This window comes from Spongiibacter sp. IMCC21906, from assembly GCF_001010805.1.
In the GTDB taxonomy this organism is placed as follows: Bacteria; Pseudomonadota; Gammaproteobacteria; order Pseudomonadales; family Spongiibacteraceae; genus Spongiibacter.
This window is the reverse complement of sequence record NZ_CP011477.1, coordinates 2927742-2945411: the sequence shown is the minus strand read 5'-3', so window position 1 is coordinate 2945411 and position 17670 is coordinate 2927742. Positions and strand designations below refer to the sequence as shown.

Here is a 17670-nt window from a genome sequence, read left to right as displayed (position 1 = left end):
TTGTGGCTTTAAGCTACTTCAAGAAATGTTCGTCCCGACATTCTCCCTGCTCGTGCCCGCATCGCCCGATGAGGTATTTATGCCAACCTTCCCAGCAATTTATGTAAAGTTTACTTGTGCTTGTAGGTCTTTATTGTTGTGAAGTACTAATTTTCAAATGCTTGGCGAAGCTTGCAAATTATTAACATTACTCGGCTGAAACATTTTGTCGTCGTGCGCTTATCTATTGCCAAATCGCTTATGCGGCGGAGATGAAATCTACCACTCTCGCTAGAGACACCTGATTTTAGACTGTTTATAAATAGGCGATACACCCTATTCAAATTTGATTTTTCCACACAGGGTTAAAGTTTTGATTCAATAAATTAGCCGTGCTTGTCATGGTGTGATAATGGGTAACACTGAAGTTTGTCTTGGTTAACGAAACCGAAGCGATCAGTTCGATAATGTTTCAGCGATGTTTTACTAGGTAGTCTAGCAATAGGGTAAGTTGCCTTCGCGCTACACTACCATTTTGCAGTACTATGCTGTGATCCGTATATGCTGAATATAATAATGTTTTATGTCGAAATCATCCCCTGTGACACCACCAGCTAACCGAACTGCACTGTCGGGCTATGTGCTTGCCATGGTACATGCCATGGCGGAGGCCGGTGTGGATCATCGCGCGCTTATGAACCGGCTGGGAATGGAGCACCAGAGGCTTGAGGATTTTGGTTACCGTTACAGCCAAGAGAAAGTGACCCAGCTTTGGCGCTTGGCGGTGGAAAGCACGGGCGACCCTAATTTCGGCTTAAAAGTGGCTAAGCATATCCGCCCATCCAGCTACCATGTGGTCGGTCAGGCGATGTTATGCAGCGATACGCTTCGGTCTGCCAGTCGTCGGTTTGCCCGGTTTGCCAAATTAATATCTGATTCTGCGGTGGTGAATTTCACTGAGCGGGAGGGCGCTTGTGAATTGAGCATAGCGTTGGAAACGGGTGGCAGTTTGCCTAGATATCAGGCTTTTGACACGGTGTTGGCGGGGTTTTTAGAGTACTGCCGCTGGATGCTTCACGACGATATTAATCCCCGGGCGGTGGCGTTTAGCCATTCTGTGGGGGAGAAGCCTGAGGAGTATGAGGCTTTTTTTCAATGCCCGATAAGCTATGAAAGCGATACTAATGTATTGGTTTTTGATGCGGCGGATATGGATAGGGCAATACCGGGGGCGAATGATGAGCTGGCGTCATTATTAGATGAGCTGGCTTCACGATATTTGCTTGACCGTTTGCAGGGGCGGTTTTCCCGCCGGGTACGAGAAGTCTTGTTGGTTAAACTGCCCAATGGCGAGCCTTCTCGGGCAGAAACGGCCCATAGTATGGCGATGACCGAGCGAACCTTGGCCAGGCGGTTAACCGAAGAAAACACCACGTTTTACGAAATTCTCAAGCAGTTGCGAGAAGAACAGGCCTATTCCTACCTGAAGCACACAGAGCTGAATATCGAAGAAATTGCCTATCTGCTGGGATTCTCTGATCGAGGTACTTTTTCCCGGGCGTTTAAGAGCTGGACCGGCAAACGCCCCACTGAGTGGCGCAGTGAGCAAGTGAAGCTTTTGGGGGAGCAGGAAGAAGCCGCCAGCGAGTAAACTTTATTCGCGGTTTTGCTCACTCCCGTTAACGACATGCCCCACTTTTGATTGACCATTCTAAAATGGCACGTTCTGCCACCTTGGGTAGCCTTTGGCTATTTAGCCTTTATTCAATTCCCGATACCTTGTGCAAACATTGTCCAGCGCTTCCCTATTGAGACAAGTCCATGCTTTGCTGTGGATTAGAATAATGCATAAGGTCAAATTATGAGTTTTAAGCTACTAATTGATGGAAAACAGGTGGCTGGTGCGAACACCGTGCCGGTCATTAATCCTGCTGATGAAAGTATTGTCGCTAACAGTCCGGTTGCTGATCAAAACCAGCTGAATGAGGCTGTCGCGGCAGCTAAGCGGGCACAGCCCGAATGGGCGCAAACCCCCATTGATGAGCGTGCGGCGTGTTTGAAGCGACTGGGCGAAGCCGTGCAAGCCCATGAGGCAGATATTGCCACCCTGATCACCCAAGAGGTGGGGCGTCCTTTGCCCTTGTCTCATTTTGAAGCCCAGTTGGTGCAAAAGAGCTGCGATTTTTATAGCCAGCAGCGTCTGGACGTGGAGTTGATCCACGAAGACGAGGCAATACGGGTCGAAGCTCACCGCTTACCTTTGGGTGTGATTGCGGCGATTTTACCTTGGAATGCGCCGCTGTATCTTGCCATTAATAAGCTGGCGCCAGCTGTGTTGGCGGGGAACAGTATTATTCTTAAGCCTGCGCCTACGTCGCCGCTTTCCACCTTAAAACTGGGCGAGCTGATCAATGAGATTTTCCCTCCGGGTGTAATCAATATTATCTGCGACAACAATGATTTGGGGGGCGCCTTGGTGGCCCACCCCGATGTGAGCAAAATCGCCTTTACCGGCTCGACTGTAACCGGCCAAAAAATACTGACTGCAGCGGCTCAGCAGCTTAAGAAGGTCACCCTGGAGTTGAGTGGCAACGATGCGGCGATTGTCCTGCCGGACGTGGATGTTGCCGCTATTGCACCCGAACTGATCTTTGGGGCATTTTTTAACAGCGCGCAAATCTGTGCGGTGATTAAGCGCTTGTATGTGCATGAATCTATTTACGACCAGTTGTGTGACACCCTTGCTGCGGGGCTTTCTCAAGCGGTGATGGGCAACGGTATGGACCCGGATGTGCAGTTTGGTCCGATCCAGAATGCCGCGCAGTTTGAAAAGGTTAAAGCATATCTGGAAGAGGCAAAATCGACGGGCACTATTATCTGCGGTGGTGATGTGCCTGAAGGTAAAGGTTATTTCATTACACCAACGCTGGTGCGAGATGTGAGTGATGGTGATCGTATCGTTGATGAAGAGCCCTTTGGCCCGATTCTGCCGATTATCAAATATAGCGATGTAGAGGATGTTATTCGGCGCGCCAATGCTTCCAGCTTCGGCCTGGGTGCTTCGGTATGGTCGGCCGATGGGAATAAAGCGCAACAGATTGCTGGGCGTCTTGAGGCGGGAACGGTGTGGGTTAATCAGCATTGCGCGATTGACCCGAGTATTCCATTCCCTACCAGCAAGCATTCTGGTCAAGGCGTTGAAGCGGGACGCGAAGGCTTGCTGGAATACACAAACCTTAAAATTGTAAATATAAAAAAATAGGGGGCAGTAGTGGCGGCATCATATTTAGGTTCGCTTTTTGGTTTAGAGGGCAAGGTCGCACTGGTTACTGGTGGTCATAAAGGGATTGGCAAAATGATTGCCGACTCACTATCTCAAGCCGGATGCAAAGTCTATATTGCCTCGCGCTCAGCGGATAGCTCCAGTGGTCATAAAGCGATTGCATGCGACTTGGCCAGTGATGCGGGGCGGGATGAGCTGGTTGCAGAGATTAAGGCCCATGAGAACAAGCTGGATATTTTAATTAACAATGCGGGTTATTTTTCAGCTGCGCCTATAGAGGGTGTGGAAAGCGATGACTTTGATGCGGTAATGGGCTTAAACGTCAAGGCTCCCTTCTTTCTGGTGCAAAAACTCATGCCGTTATTGTTGGCATCGGGTTCACCCGCTGATCCTGCTCGGGTCATTAATATTGGCTCTATTGCGGGCATTATGGGCTCCAGCAATATGGCTTATGCCTATGGCGCCAGTAAGGCCGCGCTTCATCATTTGACTCGTACTCTCGCCAGTGATCTCAGTGCTCAGCATATTACCGTTAATGCCATTGCGCCGGGGTATTTTCCCAGTGAAATGACCGATGGATTTTTTTCGGCACAGCCCGGATTGAAAGACGCCATTATTGATGCAACTCCGCTGGGGAGGCTGGGCACGGCTGAAGATATTGGCGGCATGTGTATTGCGCTGTGCAGTCGCGCCGGGGCATTTGTGTCCGGGCAGCTTACGGCACTGGAAGGCGGCGTTTTATTAAAGTAGTGACAAGCTTATTGCGGGATAAATGTCCGCATTGGTGTTGAGCTGACCCTATGTGCCATTTCCTCCGCAGGAATAAAACGTAGACTGTAAATTAATAATAAACAACAGGAATAACACTATGAATAAAGATTGGGTTCAATATTGGATTAAGTTATTTGATCGTAAAGGCGAAGAATTAATCGCACTTTATGCCCCCGAATTCTATTTTATCGATATTAATATGCAAATTGAGATTGAGAATGATCTTGAGGCGCTTAAAGAATTTCACGGTATTTTCGATAACAGTAATCCGGAAGAAAAATACGATTATTTTGACGTATTTGATTACGCAGGTGATGAGCGCCGAGGCTGTTTTCAGTGGACCTGGAAAGCCAAACACGCAGGTGATTTTTTGGGCTTGCCTGCGGCGGGAAAAGAAACAGAGACCCGTGGCATGACCCTGATGGAGTGGGATGAAAACGGCAAGATCACGCGCGAAGAAAGCATCTGTGATCTGTTAAGAATATTCCGTCAGCTCGGTATTGTTAATCAATAAAAATACATCCGATATATTTAGATGTGGGGGACTGAATACAGTCCCGCTGCAGTAGAGGTATACCCATGCAATTCGACCCTATGAGTCCCGATTTTCAGCAAAATCCCTATCCATTTTACGATGAGCTTAGAGAGAAGGCGCCCGTAATCTGGTCAGAATCCATGCAGGGTTTTTGTGTTGCTGGCTACGATGAAATCATGACGGTGCTTACCGACTCAGATCAATATTCATCATCTAAATTCTGGCCGATCCTGTTGGGGGAGTATGACCCAGCGCCTGAAGTGCAGCCAATGATTTCCCTCGATCCCCCTGATCATTTGCGGACCCGGACCTTAGCGCAAAAAGCGTTTTTGCCCCGCGAACTAAAGAAGCTGGAAGAGAAAATCATCCAAATCTCCGACGAATTAGTCGAGCATGCGATATCGGTTTCTGATGACAATACCTTTGACATGGCCTGGGATTTTGCGGCGTTGTTCCCCGTTAGCGTGATTGCAGAAATGCTGGGAATTGATAAAAGCATGCGACTGGATTTTAAGCATTGGGTTGATAATTTACTGGCGGCCTCTAATCGGGCGGTGTACGACGAGGCAAGATTAAAAGAAATCAAACACGCCTCTGACAGCCTGCGTGCCTACTTCAGCAAGATTATTGATGAGCGCACCGAGAATCCCGGCGACGATATGATCAGTGCCTTTATCAAGGCTGAGGTTAATGGCGAGAAGTTAAGCAAAATTGAAGTGTTGAATTTGTCAATTCTGTTGCTGATCGGCGGCACGGAAACTACCACAAATCTTATAGGTGGCTTGTTTGCCGGTGTTAACGAGTATCCCGAAGCATTTGCTGCTGCCCGTGCGGATCGGTCTTTGGTGCCGCAGTTACTAGAAGAACAGTTGCGTTATCGGCCGCCGGTCCAGAGCTTGTTTCGTCATACCACTCGTGAAGTCGTATTGGGTGGCGTCACCATTCCTGAAAACACGATGGTTATGCCTTTGTTGGGCAGCGCAAACCGTGACCCTGAAAAGTTTCCGAACCCGGGTAAGTTTGATTTAAATCGCGATGTCAGAGGCTATTGCACCTTTGGTCAAGGGCCGCATTTTTGTATGGGCAGTTTTCTGAGCAAGTTTGAAGCCGCTATCGCGGTAAACAGGTTGTTTGATCGCTTTAAAGTGCTTGAGCCGCTACAAAAAACAGCAGAAATTCGCTGGATAGATTCCTATTTTGCGCATGGCCCTGCCACTTTGCCGGTTCGTTACGAACTGGCTTGAATGGCGTAGATAAGACGTGGCGAAGAGGAGAAAGAAGCAATGACAGAATCAATAACTGCTGGCCAGGTAGACGATTTGCAGCCGGGGAAAATTCATAAAATTGAACACGGCAAGCAAGTGATTGCCTTGGTTAATATTGATGGCGAATTTTATGCGGTAGATGGGGTTTGTGGACATGCCGGTGGGCCTTTGTGCCGGGGCGAAGTCATCGATGATGAAATGGTGATTACTTGTCCATGGCATGGTTGGGAATACGACCTTCGCAGCGGCGAGTGTTTAATGGATCCGTCGCTATCCCAGAAAACCTATCCGGTTAGTGTGGAAGATGGCACTGTGCGAATTGCGGTGGAGTGAAGGTTATGGATAAGCATGGCGACACCGCAGCAGTGAGCAATGCAGAGGATAGTGCTTTTATCGCGCAGCTGATTGATATTGTCGGCAGCAGCGGGGTATTGCAAGGCGATACGGTTACCTCTCGCAGTCCAGGTTATTTCATGGACCGAGTAGAGAGCCAATTATTGGTGAGGCCCACCACCACGGCAGAAGTTTCTCAGGTTTTAAAACTGTGCAATGACGCTGGTCGTCCTGTTGTGACCCAGGGGGGTATGTCGGGTTGGGTAAGGGCAACGCAAACCCGGCCCCAGGATATTATTTTGTCTATGGAGCGAATGAATCAGATTGAGTCTGTAGACACGGTGAATCGAACGGCGGTTGTACAAGCCGGGGTGATTTTACAAAACCTGCAAGAAAATCTTGAGCAGTATGAGCTGATTTTTCCTCTGGATCTGGGAGGGAGGGGTTCTTGTCAGGTAGGCGGTAATGCCGCTACCAATGCTGGCGGTATTCGAGTGATTCGCTACGGCATGATGCGCTCGCTAGTCATGGGGCTGGAAGCGGTGATGGCGGATGGCACCGTGATCAGCTCGATGAACAAGATGCTCAAAAACAATTCGGGCTACGATATTAAGCAGCTGTTTATGGGTAGCGAAGGTACCTTGGGTGTTATTACCAAACTGGTATTGCGCCTTTATGAGAAACCCCGAAGTGAAAATGCGGCGATGGTTGCCCTGAATGATTTTGATAGTGTGAGCCGGTTTTTACGCTATATGGATAAAAGCCTGGGCGGTAACCTCAGCGCCTTTGAGGTTCTGGATGCCCATTTTTACGGTATCAATACCGCCCCGGGTCGTCACAGTGCGCCTATTGAGGGAAGCTATCCCTATTATGTTATTACCGAGTCTCTGGGCTTTGATATTGATTTGGACGCTGGCCGCTTTGAACAAGTGCTGGTTGATGCACTGGAAACTGGAATAATTGCCGATGCGGTGATACCTAAATCGCAGGCAGAACGAGAAAGCATTTGGCAGTTACGTGAAGACCTTGAATATGTGGTAAAGGATCTGCAGCCGTTTCAGGCCTTTGATGTCAGTATGCCTATTGGCGATATGCAGCAGTATATGACGGATGTTACCCAGAATATTAAAGCCAAGTGGCCGGAAGGGAAGGTGTGTTTTCTTGGTCATGTAGGGGATGGCAATTTGCATATCGCAGTGGGCTGTGGCAGCAAAGAGCCGGGTGCAGGACGGGCCGTTGAGCATTGTGTATACGAACCGTTGGCGAGTATCGACGGCAGTATTTCGGCCGAACATGGTATTGGTCTTGAAAAGAAGGACTTTCTACACCTGTCCAGAAGTCTTGAAGAAATCAGCTTGATGAAGTTATTGAAAACGACCCTGGACCCCAAAGGAATTCTTAACCCAAACAAAGTACTGGACAGCTATAGTTAAGGCAGCTCTGATTAATTCGGTAATGTTTCAACGGAGTCTCTGGCGCGCACTGGCAAGGCGCGATGCGAACGACTGCATGGATGCAGGAGTTAGCGCAACGCAGGAGCAGTTGCCGAGATTAAGGCTGGTTGTCCTTAATGAGCATGGCAACGCAGTTCAGTGTGCGCCAGAGGCCCGCCCCTCGGGGCTTAGCCAAAAGCGGCTCAACTGCGTTGCCACCACTTGAAAGGCAATCAGCATTCCTTCATGTCGGCGCCTTGTTGAGCCGCTTTTGGCTAAGCTTGAGATATCACCGAATTAATCAGAACTGCCTTAATTTAATGATCGACATTATTGTTTCGTGTTTTTTAATAAATATAAGAAGATTTGATCATGTACCAAAAAGCTATTATCAAAACCTTGGGCGTATGTTGTCTTTTTCTCGGTCTGCAGGGTACACCTGCAGAAGTTCTTGCTCAGGCTGCGCCACCGCCCGATGGCGAGCCCCTGTGCCGGTCTGGTGAAGCAGGGCCTTTTTCGACGGTGGCTTTACTCGGTAAGCGAGAGGGCGTTAGCAGTGCTGACTTTTATGCTTACTGGCGGGATATACACGGGATGTTGGCAACCCGCATTCCTGGGTTTTGGGCCTATCGACAATACCATCTCAACGGCGAACTCACTGAGCTGCGGCAACTGCCCGAAGCTTACGATAAAACCGTAGAACCGTTGGCGGGTTTTGCTGATGTGAGCTTTTGCAGCGCGGAGGCTATCGCTGGTTTGGCGTCTAGCTCCCAGGCTGAGCTGATTAAGCATGACGAACAGAATGTATTTAGCTTTAGCTATTTATATGGGGCCCTTCCAGGAGACAGTATAACGCTGCGTAGTGCTGCACCATTAGCGACGCTGGCTGCTGAAGGCAGTGGCGATAGCGTGGTTGTTTTATTGGCGGCGGGCGCTGATGAAAATAGCTCGGAATTTCGAGCCAGCCTTGATAACGCCCTTGCGGAACTGGTCGTACAGTGTGATGACGGCCTGCAGCGTTTGAGAGTGAATTACTTTCAGCCCTATGACGCGAACGCTTGGCAAGCGCCGAATGTGAATCACCAGCCAGCTCAGTTAATGGATGCTTCATTAGAGCTGCAGTTTAGTGATAGAGCGCACACGCTGCAGTGCCTGCAACGACAGTCAATTCTTGGCAATGATGGTCAGCGTGTACAGCTGGCTTATGCGGTGGCCCAGCGATACGCGATGGTAGTCGATGGCAAGATCAGTTTAATGGGGCTGCGAGGCGGTCCGGCGATGGCCTTAATTAAGCGGATCGGCGCTGATAATCAATTATCTGATCCGGTCTTAAAAGCGGTGTATGGCGATAGCGTTCGCTAAGCATTTTTATTTTAAACACGTATTAATTTCGTGTTATTGAGTACAAGTCGGGAGAGAGTATGTTTTCACTTGAAGGCAAGGTTGCCATTGTTACCGGAGGGGCTTCTGGTATTGGTGAGGCAACCGCCCAGCGCCTGCAGCGTGCGGGCGCTACTGTGATTGTGGCCGATATTACAGACTGTTCTGAAGCAGTTGCTGCCTGGGGTGGTGATTACCGGCATTGTGATGTGAGTGAGCATCAGCAGATTATTGAGCTTTGTGATTACGCCGTTTCTCAATATGGCAAATTAGACATCATGGTCAATAATGCGGCGGTGTCTACGGGCCGAATGCTTGCTGATATTGATAGCCCTGAGAACTCGCTACGATTTTGGAAGGTCAATTTTCTGAGTGCTCAAATGGGGACAAAAGAGGCGGCCGCCAGAATGAAAAATGGTGGGGCGATTGTAAATCTTACCTCGATTACGGCTGTGCGCGGGTTTCCACAGTGGACGGAATATGGCGCCGCTAAAGGGGGAATTATTGCGCTAACTCAAACGGCGGCGATTGAATGTGCCTGTGCAAATGTTCGGGTTAACGCTGTTGCGCCGGGCATTATTGATACGCCGATGGCCATGCGAGAAGCGCCTGAAATGGTCGCAAAAAATGCACGAATCTTCGCACCGTTAGGGCGGATTGGAAAAACAGAAGAGCTTGCCGCGGCGATTCATTTTTTGGTCAGTGACGATGCGGGTTACATTACCGGGCAAGTTCTTTCTGTTGATGGTGGCTGGAGTACCGGTACGTCGATGCAGGCTTTTGGAGTGGTGATGGAGCAGTGAGGGCGGTGTTTTTGTCTTGATAGCGTCTTTCCGTAAAGGTCTCAATAACAAACGTGACAATTAAATTGTCACGTTTGGCTTAGTCGCGGCCTGCCGCGTTATTCAGCTTGCCAAGGCAGAGCAATATAGTAAGCGCTAGTTTATAAAGATAATGATGGGAGTTACCGATGGCGCTGAGAGACGTTGCCCTAGAAGATAAATACCTCGCCGATAACCGTACGGTTTTAATGTCTGGCACTCAGGCATTGGTGCGACTTCCCCTGTTGCAAAAAGCCCTTGATACGGCCGCAGGACTCAATACTGGCGGTTATATTTCGGGTTACCGTGGCTCACCTATTGGCGGTTATGATCAGGCCTTGTGGCAAATACAGACGCTACTGGTCGAAAACCAGATTGTGTTTGAACCCGGTGTGAATGAGGATATTGCGGCAACTGCGGCCTGGGGCACCCAGCAAATAGCCGATACTCCTGATACCACTGTTGATGGTGTGTTTGCGATTTGGTACGGCAAAGCGCCGGGCATAGACCGTTCCTGCGATCCACTTAAGCACGGAAACTTTGGGGGCAGCCATCCCCACGGTGGTGTGTTGGTGGTGGCGGGGGATGACCATGCGGGCAAATCGTCAACATTGGCCGCCCAGAGTGAGCGGGCGTTTATCCATTGTAGTATTCCTATTCTGGCCCCGGCGAATGTGCAGGACTGTCTGGATTTTGGCGCCGCGGGTTTTGCCATGTCCCGTTATTCTGGCCTGTACACGGGTTTTAAGGCCACCAACGAAACCTTGGAACTTACCGCCACGGTGGATGTGGATACCTCTCGCTACCAGTTTATCTATCCTGATAAAGGCGAGTTGCCAGAGGAGGGGGTGCATTTCGTTTCAACCCATATTGACCGGCTGCGCAGTGATGTGGTGGTAACGCGCTATCGTATTCCTTTGGTGCATAAATTTGTGCGGGCTAACAATATTGATCGGGTGTTAATTGATGCGCCCAAGCGCAAGCTAGGGATTGTGACCGCCGGTAAGGCCACCCAAGATGTCATGCAAGCATTGACCAAGCTGGGTATTAATACTGAGCGTGCCAAAGCACTGGGTATCTCGGTATATCAGGTGGGTTGTGTTTGGCCATTGGAACCCGAAGGTCTAAAAGATTTTGCCAAAGGTCATGAAGAGCTGCTGTTTGTAGAAGAGAAGCGAGAAGTGGTTCAGCCCCAGGCAACCAGCATTCTCTATGGCAGTGTCGATGCTCCACGTATCAGTGGCAAGCAAGATGATCAGGGTAAATTTTTGCTGCCTGAAGATATACAGCTCACCCAATCTGAGGTCGCATTGGCGGTATTCCAGCGTATGCTGCGGGCTGAGATGGTTGACGAAGATTTAAAAACCCGGGCAGATATTATTCGAGCTGAACAGGCTTTTTCGGAGAAAAACTCCGTCGCCCCCATTGCCCGCTCACCCTTCTTTTGCTCGGGTTGTCCCCATAACTCCAGCTTGAAAAAACCTGATGGCAGCTATTCTGCTGGTGGCATTGGTTGCCATTCTATGGCCTTGTATCATCATGACTATATGATGCCCAACACCCATATGGGGGGCGAGGGTGGCCAGTGGATTGGTCTGGCGCATTTCACCAAGCTGCCGCATATTTTCCAGAATATGGGAGACGGGACGTATTATCACTCGGGTTTATTAGCTATTCGAGCTGCCTCGGCTTCTGGCCAAAATATCACTTATAAAATTTTGTTTAACGATGCTGTGGCGATGACGGGTGGACAACCTGTTGAGGGCAATCTATCTGTCGGTGAAATCAGCCATCAGGTGTTGGCAGAAGGGGCCAATGAGTGCGTGGTGGTCAGTGATCGGCCTGAGCTTTTTGGCCCCGCCAGTAAATTAGCGCCTGGGGTTAAAGTGCATCACCGTGATGATCTTCAAGAGGTACAGGATCGTCTTCGCAAGGTGCCGGGGTTAACGGTCTTAATTTATGAACAAACCTGCGCGGCCGAAAAACGTCGCCGTCGTAAACGGGGCAATTTTCCTGATCCGGCAAAACGCATGTTTATCAACCCTGCCGTATGCGAAGGCTGCGGTGATTGCTCGGTGCAGTCCAATTGCGTCAGTCTGGTACCAAAAGAAACCGAGCTGGGCCGCAAGCGAGCGGTAGATCAGTCTAATTGCAATAAGGACTACAGTTGCGTTAAAGGTTTTTGTCCCAGCTTTGTAACGGTATTGGGTGGCGAGCCTCGTAAGCCGGAGAAAGCCGACCTGGGTAGCGGTTTGTTTGCGGATATTCCCGAACCCCAGCATCCTGTAATTGTGAATAGCTACGGTGTGATGATTTCGGGTATCGGTGGCACCGGTGTTGTGACCGTGGGCGCGGTACTGGCGATGGCGGCACATTTGGAGCACAAGCAATCATCGGTATTTGATATGACTGGTTTGTCGCAAAAGAACGGTGCGGTTTACAGTCATTTACGTATTGCTGAGACCAGAGACAATATCGGTTCTCAGCGCTTGGGTGCGGGTGAAGCAGATTTGGTTCTGGCTTTTGATATGGTCGCGGCGCAATCTGCCGAACCCTTGCTGGCGGTGAATCAGCACATGTCCAAGATTGTGGCCAATACCAAAGTCATGCCCACGGCGGCCTTTCAGAAAAATCCGGATATGCAATTTAGCAGCCGGGAGCTACTGGAACGTTTTATCAATATGGTGGGTAACGATGCTGTTCATCCGCTTGATGCAAGTGGCTTGGGCCAAACGTTGTCCGGTGACTCTATTGCCGCCAATATGATGCTGGTGGGCTATGCCACTCAACTGGGGTTGTTGCCTTTGTCAGTGGCCGCTATTGAGCGAGCCATTGAAATTAATGGTGTGGCGGTGAAGTTTAATTTAGAGGCCTTCAATTTGGGGCGTCTGTGTGTGCATGCACCTGAAAAGATTGAAGCCCTGCTAAACAGTGTTAACAACACGGCTCCTATTGAGCGTTTAGAAGCGCTCGATGACATTGTGGCCCATCGAATGGCATTGCTTGAAAACTATCAAGATGCCTCGTATGCAAGTCGCTATAAGGCGCTGGTGGACTCTGTGGTGGCAGTGGATGCGCGGTTCCCCGAGAAGAATCAGGCGCTTTCTAAAACAGTTGCCCGCTATGGCGCTAAATTAATGGCCTATAAGGACGAGTACGAAGTGGCTCGGCTTTATACTGCCCCTGAATTTATGCGTCAGTTAAAAGAAACCTTTCAGGGCAATATGAAACTGAAGTTCAATCTGGCACCGCCGTTGTTATCCAAAACGGATGCCTACAGTGGCTTGCCCCGCAAGAAGGAATACGGTAGCTGGATGATGTTTTCATTCAAGTTATTGGCCAAGCTGAAGTTTTTGCGTGGCACCGCTTTGGATGTGTTTGGCTATACCGCTGAGCGTAAAATGGAGCGGGCTTTGATTGAAGAGTATTTTCAAACGGTTGCAAAATTATGTACTGAGATTGACGCTGACACCTATGATACCGCAGTGGAAATTGCGGCGATTCCTGAGCATATTCGCGGTTTTGGCCATATCAAAGAGCAGCACGTAAAAACGGTACGCCGTTCTCAGGCTCGACTTTGGAAGCAGTTTGAAAATGCCGGAGTTGATCCCGAGGCTGCAAATTTAATTGCTGTGGATTCTGTGGAGGTGTTTGAGCCTCAGGCTTGATCGTTGTAAGCCACTGCTGGCAGATATGAATCTGCCAGCGATAATAAAAGAGATAAAACTATGATAGGTATTTACGGTTCGCCGGTCAGCAATTGCTATAACACGGTTGTGGCGGCCGCAGAATACAAGCAGCTTGGGTACGTGGGAGAGGCGGTTCCGGCCTCCCGCGACTCGGCGTTTCTGCAGCGCAGCCCGATGGGCAAAATTCCTTATATAAAGCATGAGGAGGTTAATCTCTCGGAGACTTCGGCGATTGTTGAATACTTTGATGAGGTCTTTGCCGGTCCCAAACTGTTTCCTGGCACCGCACTGCAACGGGCCAGGCAACGGCAATTAATGAAGTTTATTGAGCTGTATGTTGAGTCTCCCGCCCGCCGTTTATTCCCCGGTGTTTTTTGGTTTATGGACAATGACCCGCTTCACATTGACGAAGTGCGGCCGGTAATGGAGCGGGGCTTGATCGCGGCCGAGCTGATTTTGGCCGATAAGGATTATCCCCAAGATGGAGCGCCAAACGCTGCTGAGTTCTACACTTACTTTTCGCTGGCCTTGGCTGGCAGGGTGACAGAATCACAATATAACTGGAGCATCACCGAAGCCAAGCCGCTGCTGAAAAAATTAATGCTGAAAATTGGCAGGCTGGATTTTGTCAATGTATTGTGCAGCCAGCGAGATGAGGCTATGACGGCCTACCTAAATAAAAAAGCCGCCGAGGCCGCGGCACGCTAACAGCAACGATAGGCTTCGCTGTGTTAAAGGAAAAAGTATGCTGACCAAAGCTCAGTGCAAAGAACTGTTTCAATTGCAGCGTCTGTTATACGCCTCTGCCATCGGCTTAACGGCGGGTATGACCGCCACCATGTTTTATAGTCTGGGTGCGTTTATTCCCGCATTGCAAAAGGAGTTTGACTGGAGCCGGGGTGACATCTCTCTTGGCGCAACGTTTCTTACCTTAGCCGTTTTTATCAGTGGCACCTTGGCGGGCAAGCTCTGTGATAAATACGGGGCGGGCAAGGTGGGGAGCTTGAGCTTGCTAGCTTATGCCATCGCCGTGGTAGTTGTGTCCAGAATGGAAACCTTAAGCCACTTTTGGATCGGTTATTTTTGTATCGCCATTGTCGGGGTAGGCTCAACGCCTATCGCCATGGTGCGCCCCATCACCACTAATTTTAATGCCGCCCGTGGAATTGCCTTGGGCATCGCGCTAACTGGGGCGGGTATTGCCGGTTTTTGGGTGCCCCAGCTGGTCACTTGGATGATTACGTATTACGGCTGGCGGGAAGCCTATTTGGCCTTGGCAGCCGTTGCTGCGTTGGCCGCGCCGATTGTCTGGTTGGGATTTAGAGACACCACTACGTCGAGTGTCGTGGCGGTGAGTGTCAGTGCAGACGAATGTGGGGGCTATAGTCATGCCCAAGCCAGAAAAACTCGCAGTTACTGGTTGCTGACGTGGATGTCGTTTGCCATGGCTTGCGGCATTGCCGGAGTGGTGGTGCATTTGCTGCCACTTTTTATGGACTTGGGGGGCACGGCAATCGAGGCCACCAAAATGGCTTCTACGGTTGGCTTGGCAAGTGTTGTGGGGCGACTATTGATTGGCTATGTGCTGGATCGTTTGCCGACGGTGTTAGTCACGATAGCCGTTTTGGTATTGGCGTCATGTGGCATTTTTATGCTTTGGCAATATGGTTTGCTTACCGGTTATATTGCGGTGGCGCTGCTTGGCCTGGCTGCAGGTGCTGAGATTGATCTACTGGCCTATCTCACCATGAGTTATTTTGGGGCTCGCCATTATGGTGCTATTTATGGCTGGCAATACAGTGTTTTTGCACTGGGTTATGGTGTAAGCCCCTATGTTGTTGGCGAGCTGCGTGATGCATCCTCCAGCTATAGTTTACCGCTGTTGGTAAGTGGTGGCTTGATTTTAGCCGCGGCGGTAAGTTGTTTGGCGCTGCCTAATGTCGATGGCCAAGTTCGTCGCGAGCAAGTGGCTTAAGCTGTGTTATGTAACATGGCTTAAACAATCTTAAATCTGCATAAGTTCTACTAAAATCCTCGAAATTTCATGTTTTAGACCAATCTCCCTGAGGTGAGTGTGCTTTTGGGGGTTGCGCTGTACCGGCTTGGAAGTTCGCCCATGCCTTGTAACGATATGTCAAAATATTTGTTAGCGCTTATCATTGTTGATAAAAGAGTCCTCGCAGAGAATAAGTCTGGATAAATGCACAGGCTCTGCGATGTGTCTCTCCCTTAAATTATGTACTCTAGGGTGAGCAGGATTATAAAGAATGGATAAACCTTCTACCGCACACGCAGTGTTAGAAAATGCAGCTTGTTGTTTGTTTCGACGCTAATCTTATTCAGCCTGCAGAAAGCGTCGGTCTAGCCAACAAGAAATACTAAAAATTATCGCACTGACTGGAATTGATAAGTATGGCCGATAAATCTCCCATAACACCTTCACTGAATAACCCTTTTTCGCAAAAGCAGGAAATGGAGTTTACCGTGCCGGGGCAAATCGACTATGACCCTGGTGTATACGAAGCCGCCCTGAAGTCGGGCTATGACCTGCAAGAGCGCCCTGTTCGGGCGGCTGGGGTCAGCAGCATTCAAAAGCAACACGCCAAAAAACGGATGACGGTTTGGGAGCGCATGCAAGTGCTGGCGGACAAAGGCTCCGACCCTAAAATTCTGTACCAAAACTGGGGCCCCAATTTAGATGGTGCGTCGCTGGTGACGGCGATTGTTAAGGTCAATGGTCGTGATGTGGCCGTTTATGGCCATGACTTCACCGTCCGCGCCGGTTCCATGGATGCCACCAACGGCAGCAAACTGGCTCGACTGTTTTCCATGGCTGGCAAGCTGGGCATTCCACTGGTGGGCATGAATGACTCTGCCGGGGCTTATATCCCAGCGGGGGTGGGTGGCCTGGATGGCTACGCGGAAGCCTTTACCGCACTGCGTAAGATCAATGGTGTGGTGCCATCCATTATGTGCATGTTTGGTTATAACGCCGGGGGTGGCTCATATTTGCCCCGACAAGGCTCCTTTATTATTCAACCCAACGAGACTTTTTTTGGCTTAACGGGCCCCGGTGTGGTGAAGTCTGTGCTGGGCGAAGACGTTACGGCTGATGAGTTGGGTGGTCCGTCTGTCCACAGCCGCAGCGGTGTTACTGACTTTGTCGTGCCCGACGAAGTCTCTGCGTTGCTTAAGGTGAAAGAATTGCTCAACTACCTGCCAGACAACGCCGGTGTTGCGCCGCCATTTCAGCCTACGTCAGACCCTCTTCACCGCAAAACCTGGGATGTCGATCTGCTGCTGAAAAAAGCCTTTAACAGTCCCACGGGTTTTAATACCCCCTTTGATATCAGCATCATTATTCAGCAACTGTGTGATCATGGCGATTACTTCGAAATTCAGCCTGAGCGCGCGCGCAATACAATCTGTGCACTGGGCCGGATGGGCGGTAATGTGGTGGGGTTTGTAGGCAATAATTCTGCCGTCGCGTCCGGGCAGATAGACATTGATGCGGCCTATAAAAATGCCCGTTTTATCCGTTTTTGTAATATCTACAATATTCCGGTGATCTTTATGGAAGACACCACCGGCTTTTTGCCTGGTCGCGAGCAGGAAGCGGGGGGCATTGTACAAGCAGGCCGCGCCATGCTCGACGCCATTATTGATCTGCGTACACCGCGATTTTTGTTGATTGTTCGCAATGCTTACGGCGGTGCTTACGCCTCATTCAATAACTACCCAACAGGAGCTGACTTTGTCTGTGCGCTGCCCACCACGCGTTTGGCGGTGATGGGACCGGCCGGGGTGGAATATGTGTACAAAGATGAAGTGCGCAATATTCGCAACAGCATCAAAGGCCGCATTGAAAAAGCCACCGAGCAAAATAGGGCGGCGGGTATGTCTGAAGCCGATGCCGCGGCAGCAGCCAAAACGGCTGTGGGTGAGTGGCAAAAACAAGAAGAAGCGCTGCTTAGCCAACGTTATGAGCGCGAGTTAATGAATCCCAATGAAGCCCTCAGTTTGGGCTCCATCTCTCAAATCGTCATGCCCTCGGAGCTGCGCAAAGTATTAGGCGAACAGCTAGAACTCCACCTGAAAGGTTATACGCCTGCACCTATGAGTGGTGTTCAGCGCGAATTCCATTAATGCCTGCCAGCCCAACGACGAATTTTTCACGAGGA

The 17670-nt window shown here is 49.9% G+C and carries 13 protein-coding genes; all 13 read left to right on the top strand.

Going from position 1 to position 17670, the window contains the following annotated elements; translation table 11 throughout:
* The first annotated feature begins 562 nt into the window (after window positions 1-562).
* Complete coding sequence (locus tag IMCC21906_RS13525) at window positions 563-1630, top strand: AraC family transcriptional regulator (RefSeq protein ID WP_082117483.1); 1068 nt, start codon at window positions 563-565, stop codon at window positions 1628-1630.
* Between the two features lie 210 nt (window positions 1631-1840).
* Window positions 1841-3241 carry an aldehyde dehydrogenase family protein gene (locus IMCC21906_RS13520; RefSeq protein WP_082117482.1) on the top strand — a complete coding sequence of 467 codons (1401 nt, stop codon included), beginning with the start codon at window positions 1841-1843 and terminating at the stop codon, window positions 3239-3241.
* Between the two features lie 9 nt (window positions 3242-3250).
* The gene (locus IMCC21906_RS13515) at window positions 3251-4012 is read left to right on the top strand and encodes an SDR family oxidoreductase (protein ID WP_047012603.1); all 762 of its coding nucleotides are present in this window, start codon (window positions 3251-3253) and stop codon (window positions 4010-4012) included.
* A 118-nt stretch (window positions 4013-4130) separates the two neighbouring features.
* Window positions 4131-4547: an ester cyclase gene (locus IMCC21906_RS16415; RefSeq protein WP_052763543.1), complete on the top strand. Its 417-nt coding sequence runs from the start codon at window positions 4131-4133 to the stop codon at window positions 4545-4547.
* A gap of 65 nt (window positions 4548-4612) precedes the next feature.
* Window positions 4613-5812: a cytochrome P450 gene (locus tag IMCC21906_RS13505; RefSeq protein WP_052763542.1), complete on the top strand. Its 1200-nt coding sequence runs from the start codon at window positions 4613-4615 to the stop codon at window positions 5810-5812.
* Between the two features lie 39 nt (window positions 5813-5851).
* The gene (locus IMCC21906_RS13500; protein WP_047012602.1) at window positions 5852-6166 is read left to right on the top strand and encodes a Rieske (2Fe-2S) protein; all 315 of its coding nucleotides are present in this window, start codon (window positions 5852-5854) and stop codon (window positions 6164-6166) included.
* 5 nt (window positions 6167-6171) lie between these two features.
* Window positions 6172-7599, top strand: a complete 1428-nt coding sequence (locus tag IMCC21906_RS13495) for an FAD-binding oxidoreductase (protein ID WP_082117481.1) — start codon at window positions 6172-6174, stop codon at window positions 7597-7599.
* A gap of 372 nt (window positions 7600-7971) precedes the next feature.
* A complete protein-coding gene (locus tag IMCC21906_RS13490; protein ID WP_047012601.1) occupies window positions 7972-8961 on the top strand; it encodes an EthD domain-containing protein in 990 nt (329 codons plus the stop codon).
* A gap of 59 nt (window positions 8962-9020) precedes the next feature.
* Complete coding sequence (locus IMCC21906_RS13485; protein ID WP_047012600.1) at window positions 9021-9782, top strand: SDR family NAD(P)-dependent oxidoreductase; 762 nt, start codon at window positions 9021-9023, stop codon at window positions 9780-9782.
* Between the two features lie 167 nt (window positions 9783-9949).
* Window positions 9950-13468 (top strand): indolepyruvate ferredoxin oxidoreductase family protein, encoded by a 3519-nt coding sequence (locus IMCC21906_RS13480; protein ID WP_047012599.1) that lies wholly within the window; start codon window positions 9950-9952, stop codon window positions 13466-13468.
* A 60-nt stretch (window positions 13469-13528) separates the two neighbouring features.
* Window positions 13529-14197, top strand: a complete 669-nt coding sequence (locus IMCC21906_RS16410; protein ID WP_052763541.1) for a glutathione S-transferase family protein — start codon at window positions 13529-13531, stop codon at window positions 14195-14197.
* A 37-nt stretch (window positions 14198-14234) separates the two neighbouring features.
* The gene (locus tag IMCC21906_RS13470; RefSeq protein ID WP_047012598.1) at window positions 14235-15464 is read left to right on the top strand and encodes an MFS transporter; all 1230 of its coding nucleotides are present in this window, start codon (window positions 14235-14237) and stop codon (window positions 15462-15464) included.
* A 437-nt stretch (window positions 15465-15901) separates the two neighbouring features.
* On the top strand, window positions 15902-17635 hold the full coding sequence (locus IMCC21906_RS13465) for an acyl-CoA carboxylase subunit beta (RefSeq protein ID WP_047012597.1): 1734 nt from the start codon (window positions 15902-15904) through the stop codon (window positions 17633-17635).
* The last annotated feature ends 35 nt before the right edge of the window (window positions 17636-17670 follow it).

Coding starts and splice junctions, on each gene's coding strand:
- IMCC21906_RS13525 (WP_082117483.1), top strand. CDS start 563: ATGTCGAAATCATCCCCTGTGACACCACCAGCTAACCGAACTGCACTG.
- IMCC21906_RS13520 (WP_082117482.1), top strand. CDS start 1,841: ATGAGTTTTAAGCTACTAATTGATGGAAAACAGGTGGCTGGTGCGAAC.
- IMCC21906_RS16415 (WP_052763543.1), top strand. CDS start 4,131: ATGAATAAAGATTGGGTTCAATATTGGATTAAGTTATTTGATCGTAAA.
- IMCC21906_RS13505 (WP_052763542.1), top strand. CDS start 4,613: ATGCAATTCGACCCTATGAGTCCCGATTTTCAGCAAAATCCCTATCCA.
- IMCC21906_RS13500 (WP_047012602.1), top strand. CDS start 5,852: ATGACAGAATCAATAACTGCTGGCCAGGTAGACGATTTGCAGCCGGGG.
- IMCC21906_RS13495 (WP_082117481.1), top strand. CDS start 6,172: ATGGATAAGCATGGCGACACCGCAGCAGTGAGCAATGCAGAGGATAGT.
- IMCC21906_RS13490 (WP_047012601.1), top strand. CDS start 7,972: ATGTACCAAAAAGCTATTATCAAAACCTTGGGCGTATGTTGTCTTTTT.
- IMCC21906_RS13485 (WP_047012600.1), top strand. CDS start 9,021: ATGTTTTCACTTGAAGGCAAGGTTGCCATTGTTACCGGAGGGGCTTCT.
- IMCC21906_RS13480 (WP_047012599.1), top strand. CDS start 9,950: ATGGCGCTGAGAGACGTTGCCCTAGAAGATAAATACCTCGCCGATAAC.
- IMCC21906_RS16410 (WP_052763541.1), top strand. CDS start 13,529: ATGATAGGTATTTACGGTTCGCCGGTCAGCAATTGCTATAACACGGTT.
- IMCC21906_RS13470 (WP_047012598.1), top strand. CDS start 14,235: ATGCTGACCAAAGCTCAGTGCAAAGAACTGTTTCAATTGCAGCGTCTG.
- IMCC21906_RS13465 (WP_047012597.1), top strand. CDS start 15,902: ATGGCCGATAAATCTCCCATAACACCTTCACTGAATAACCCTTTTTCG.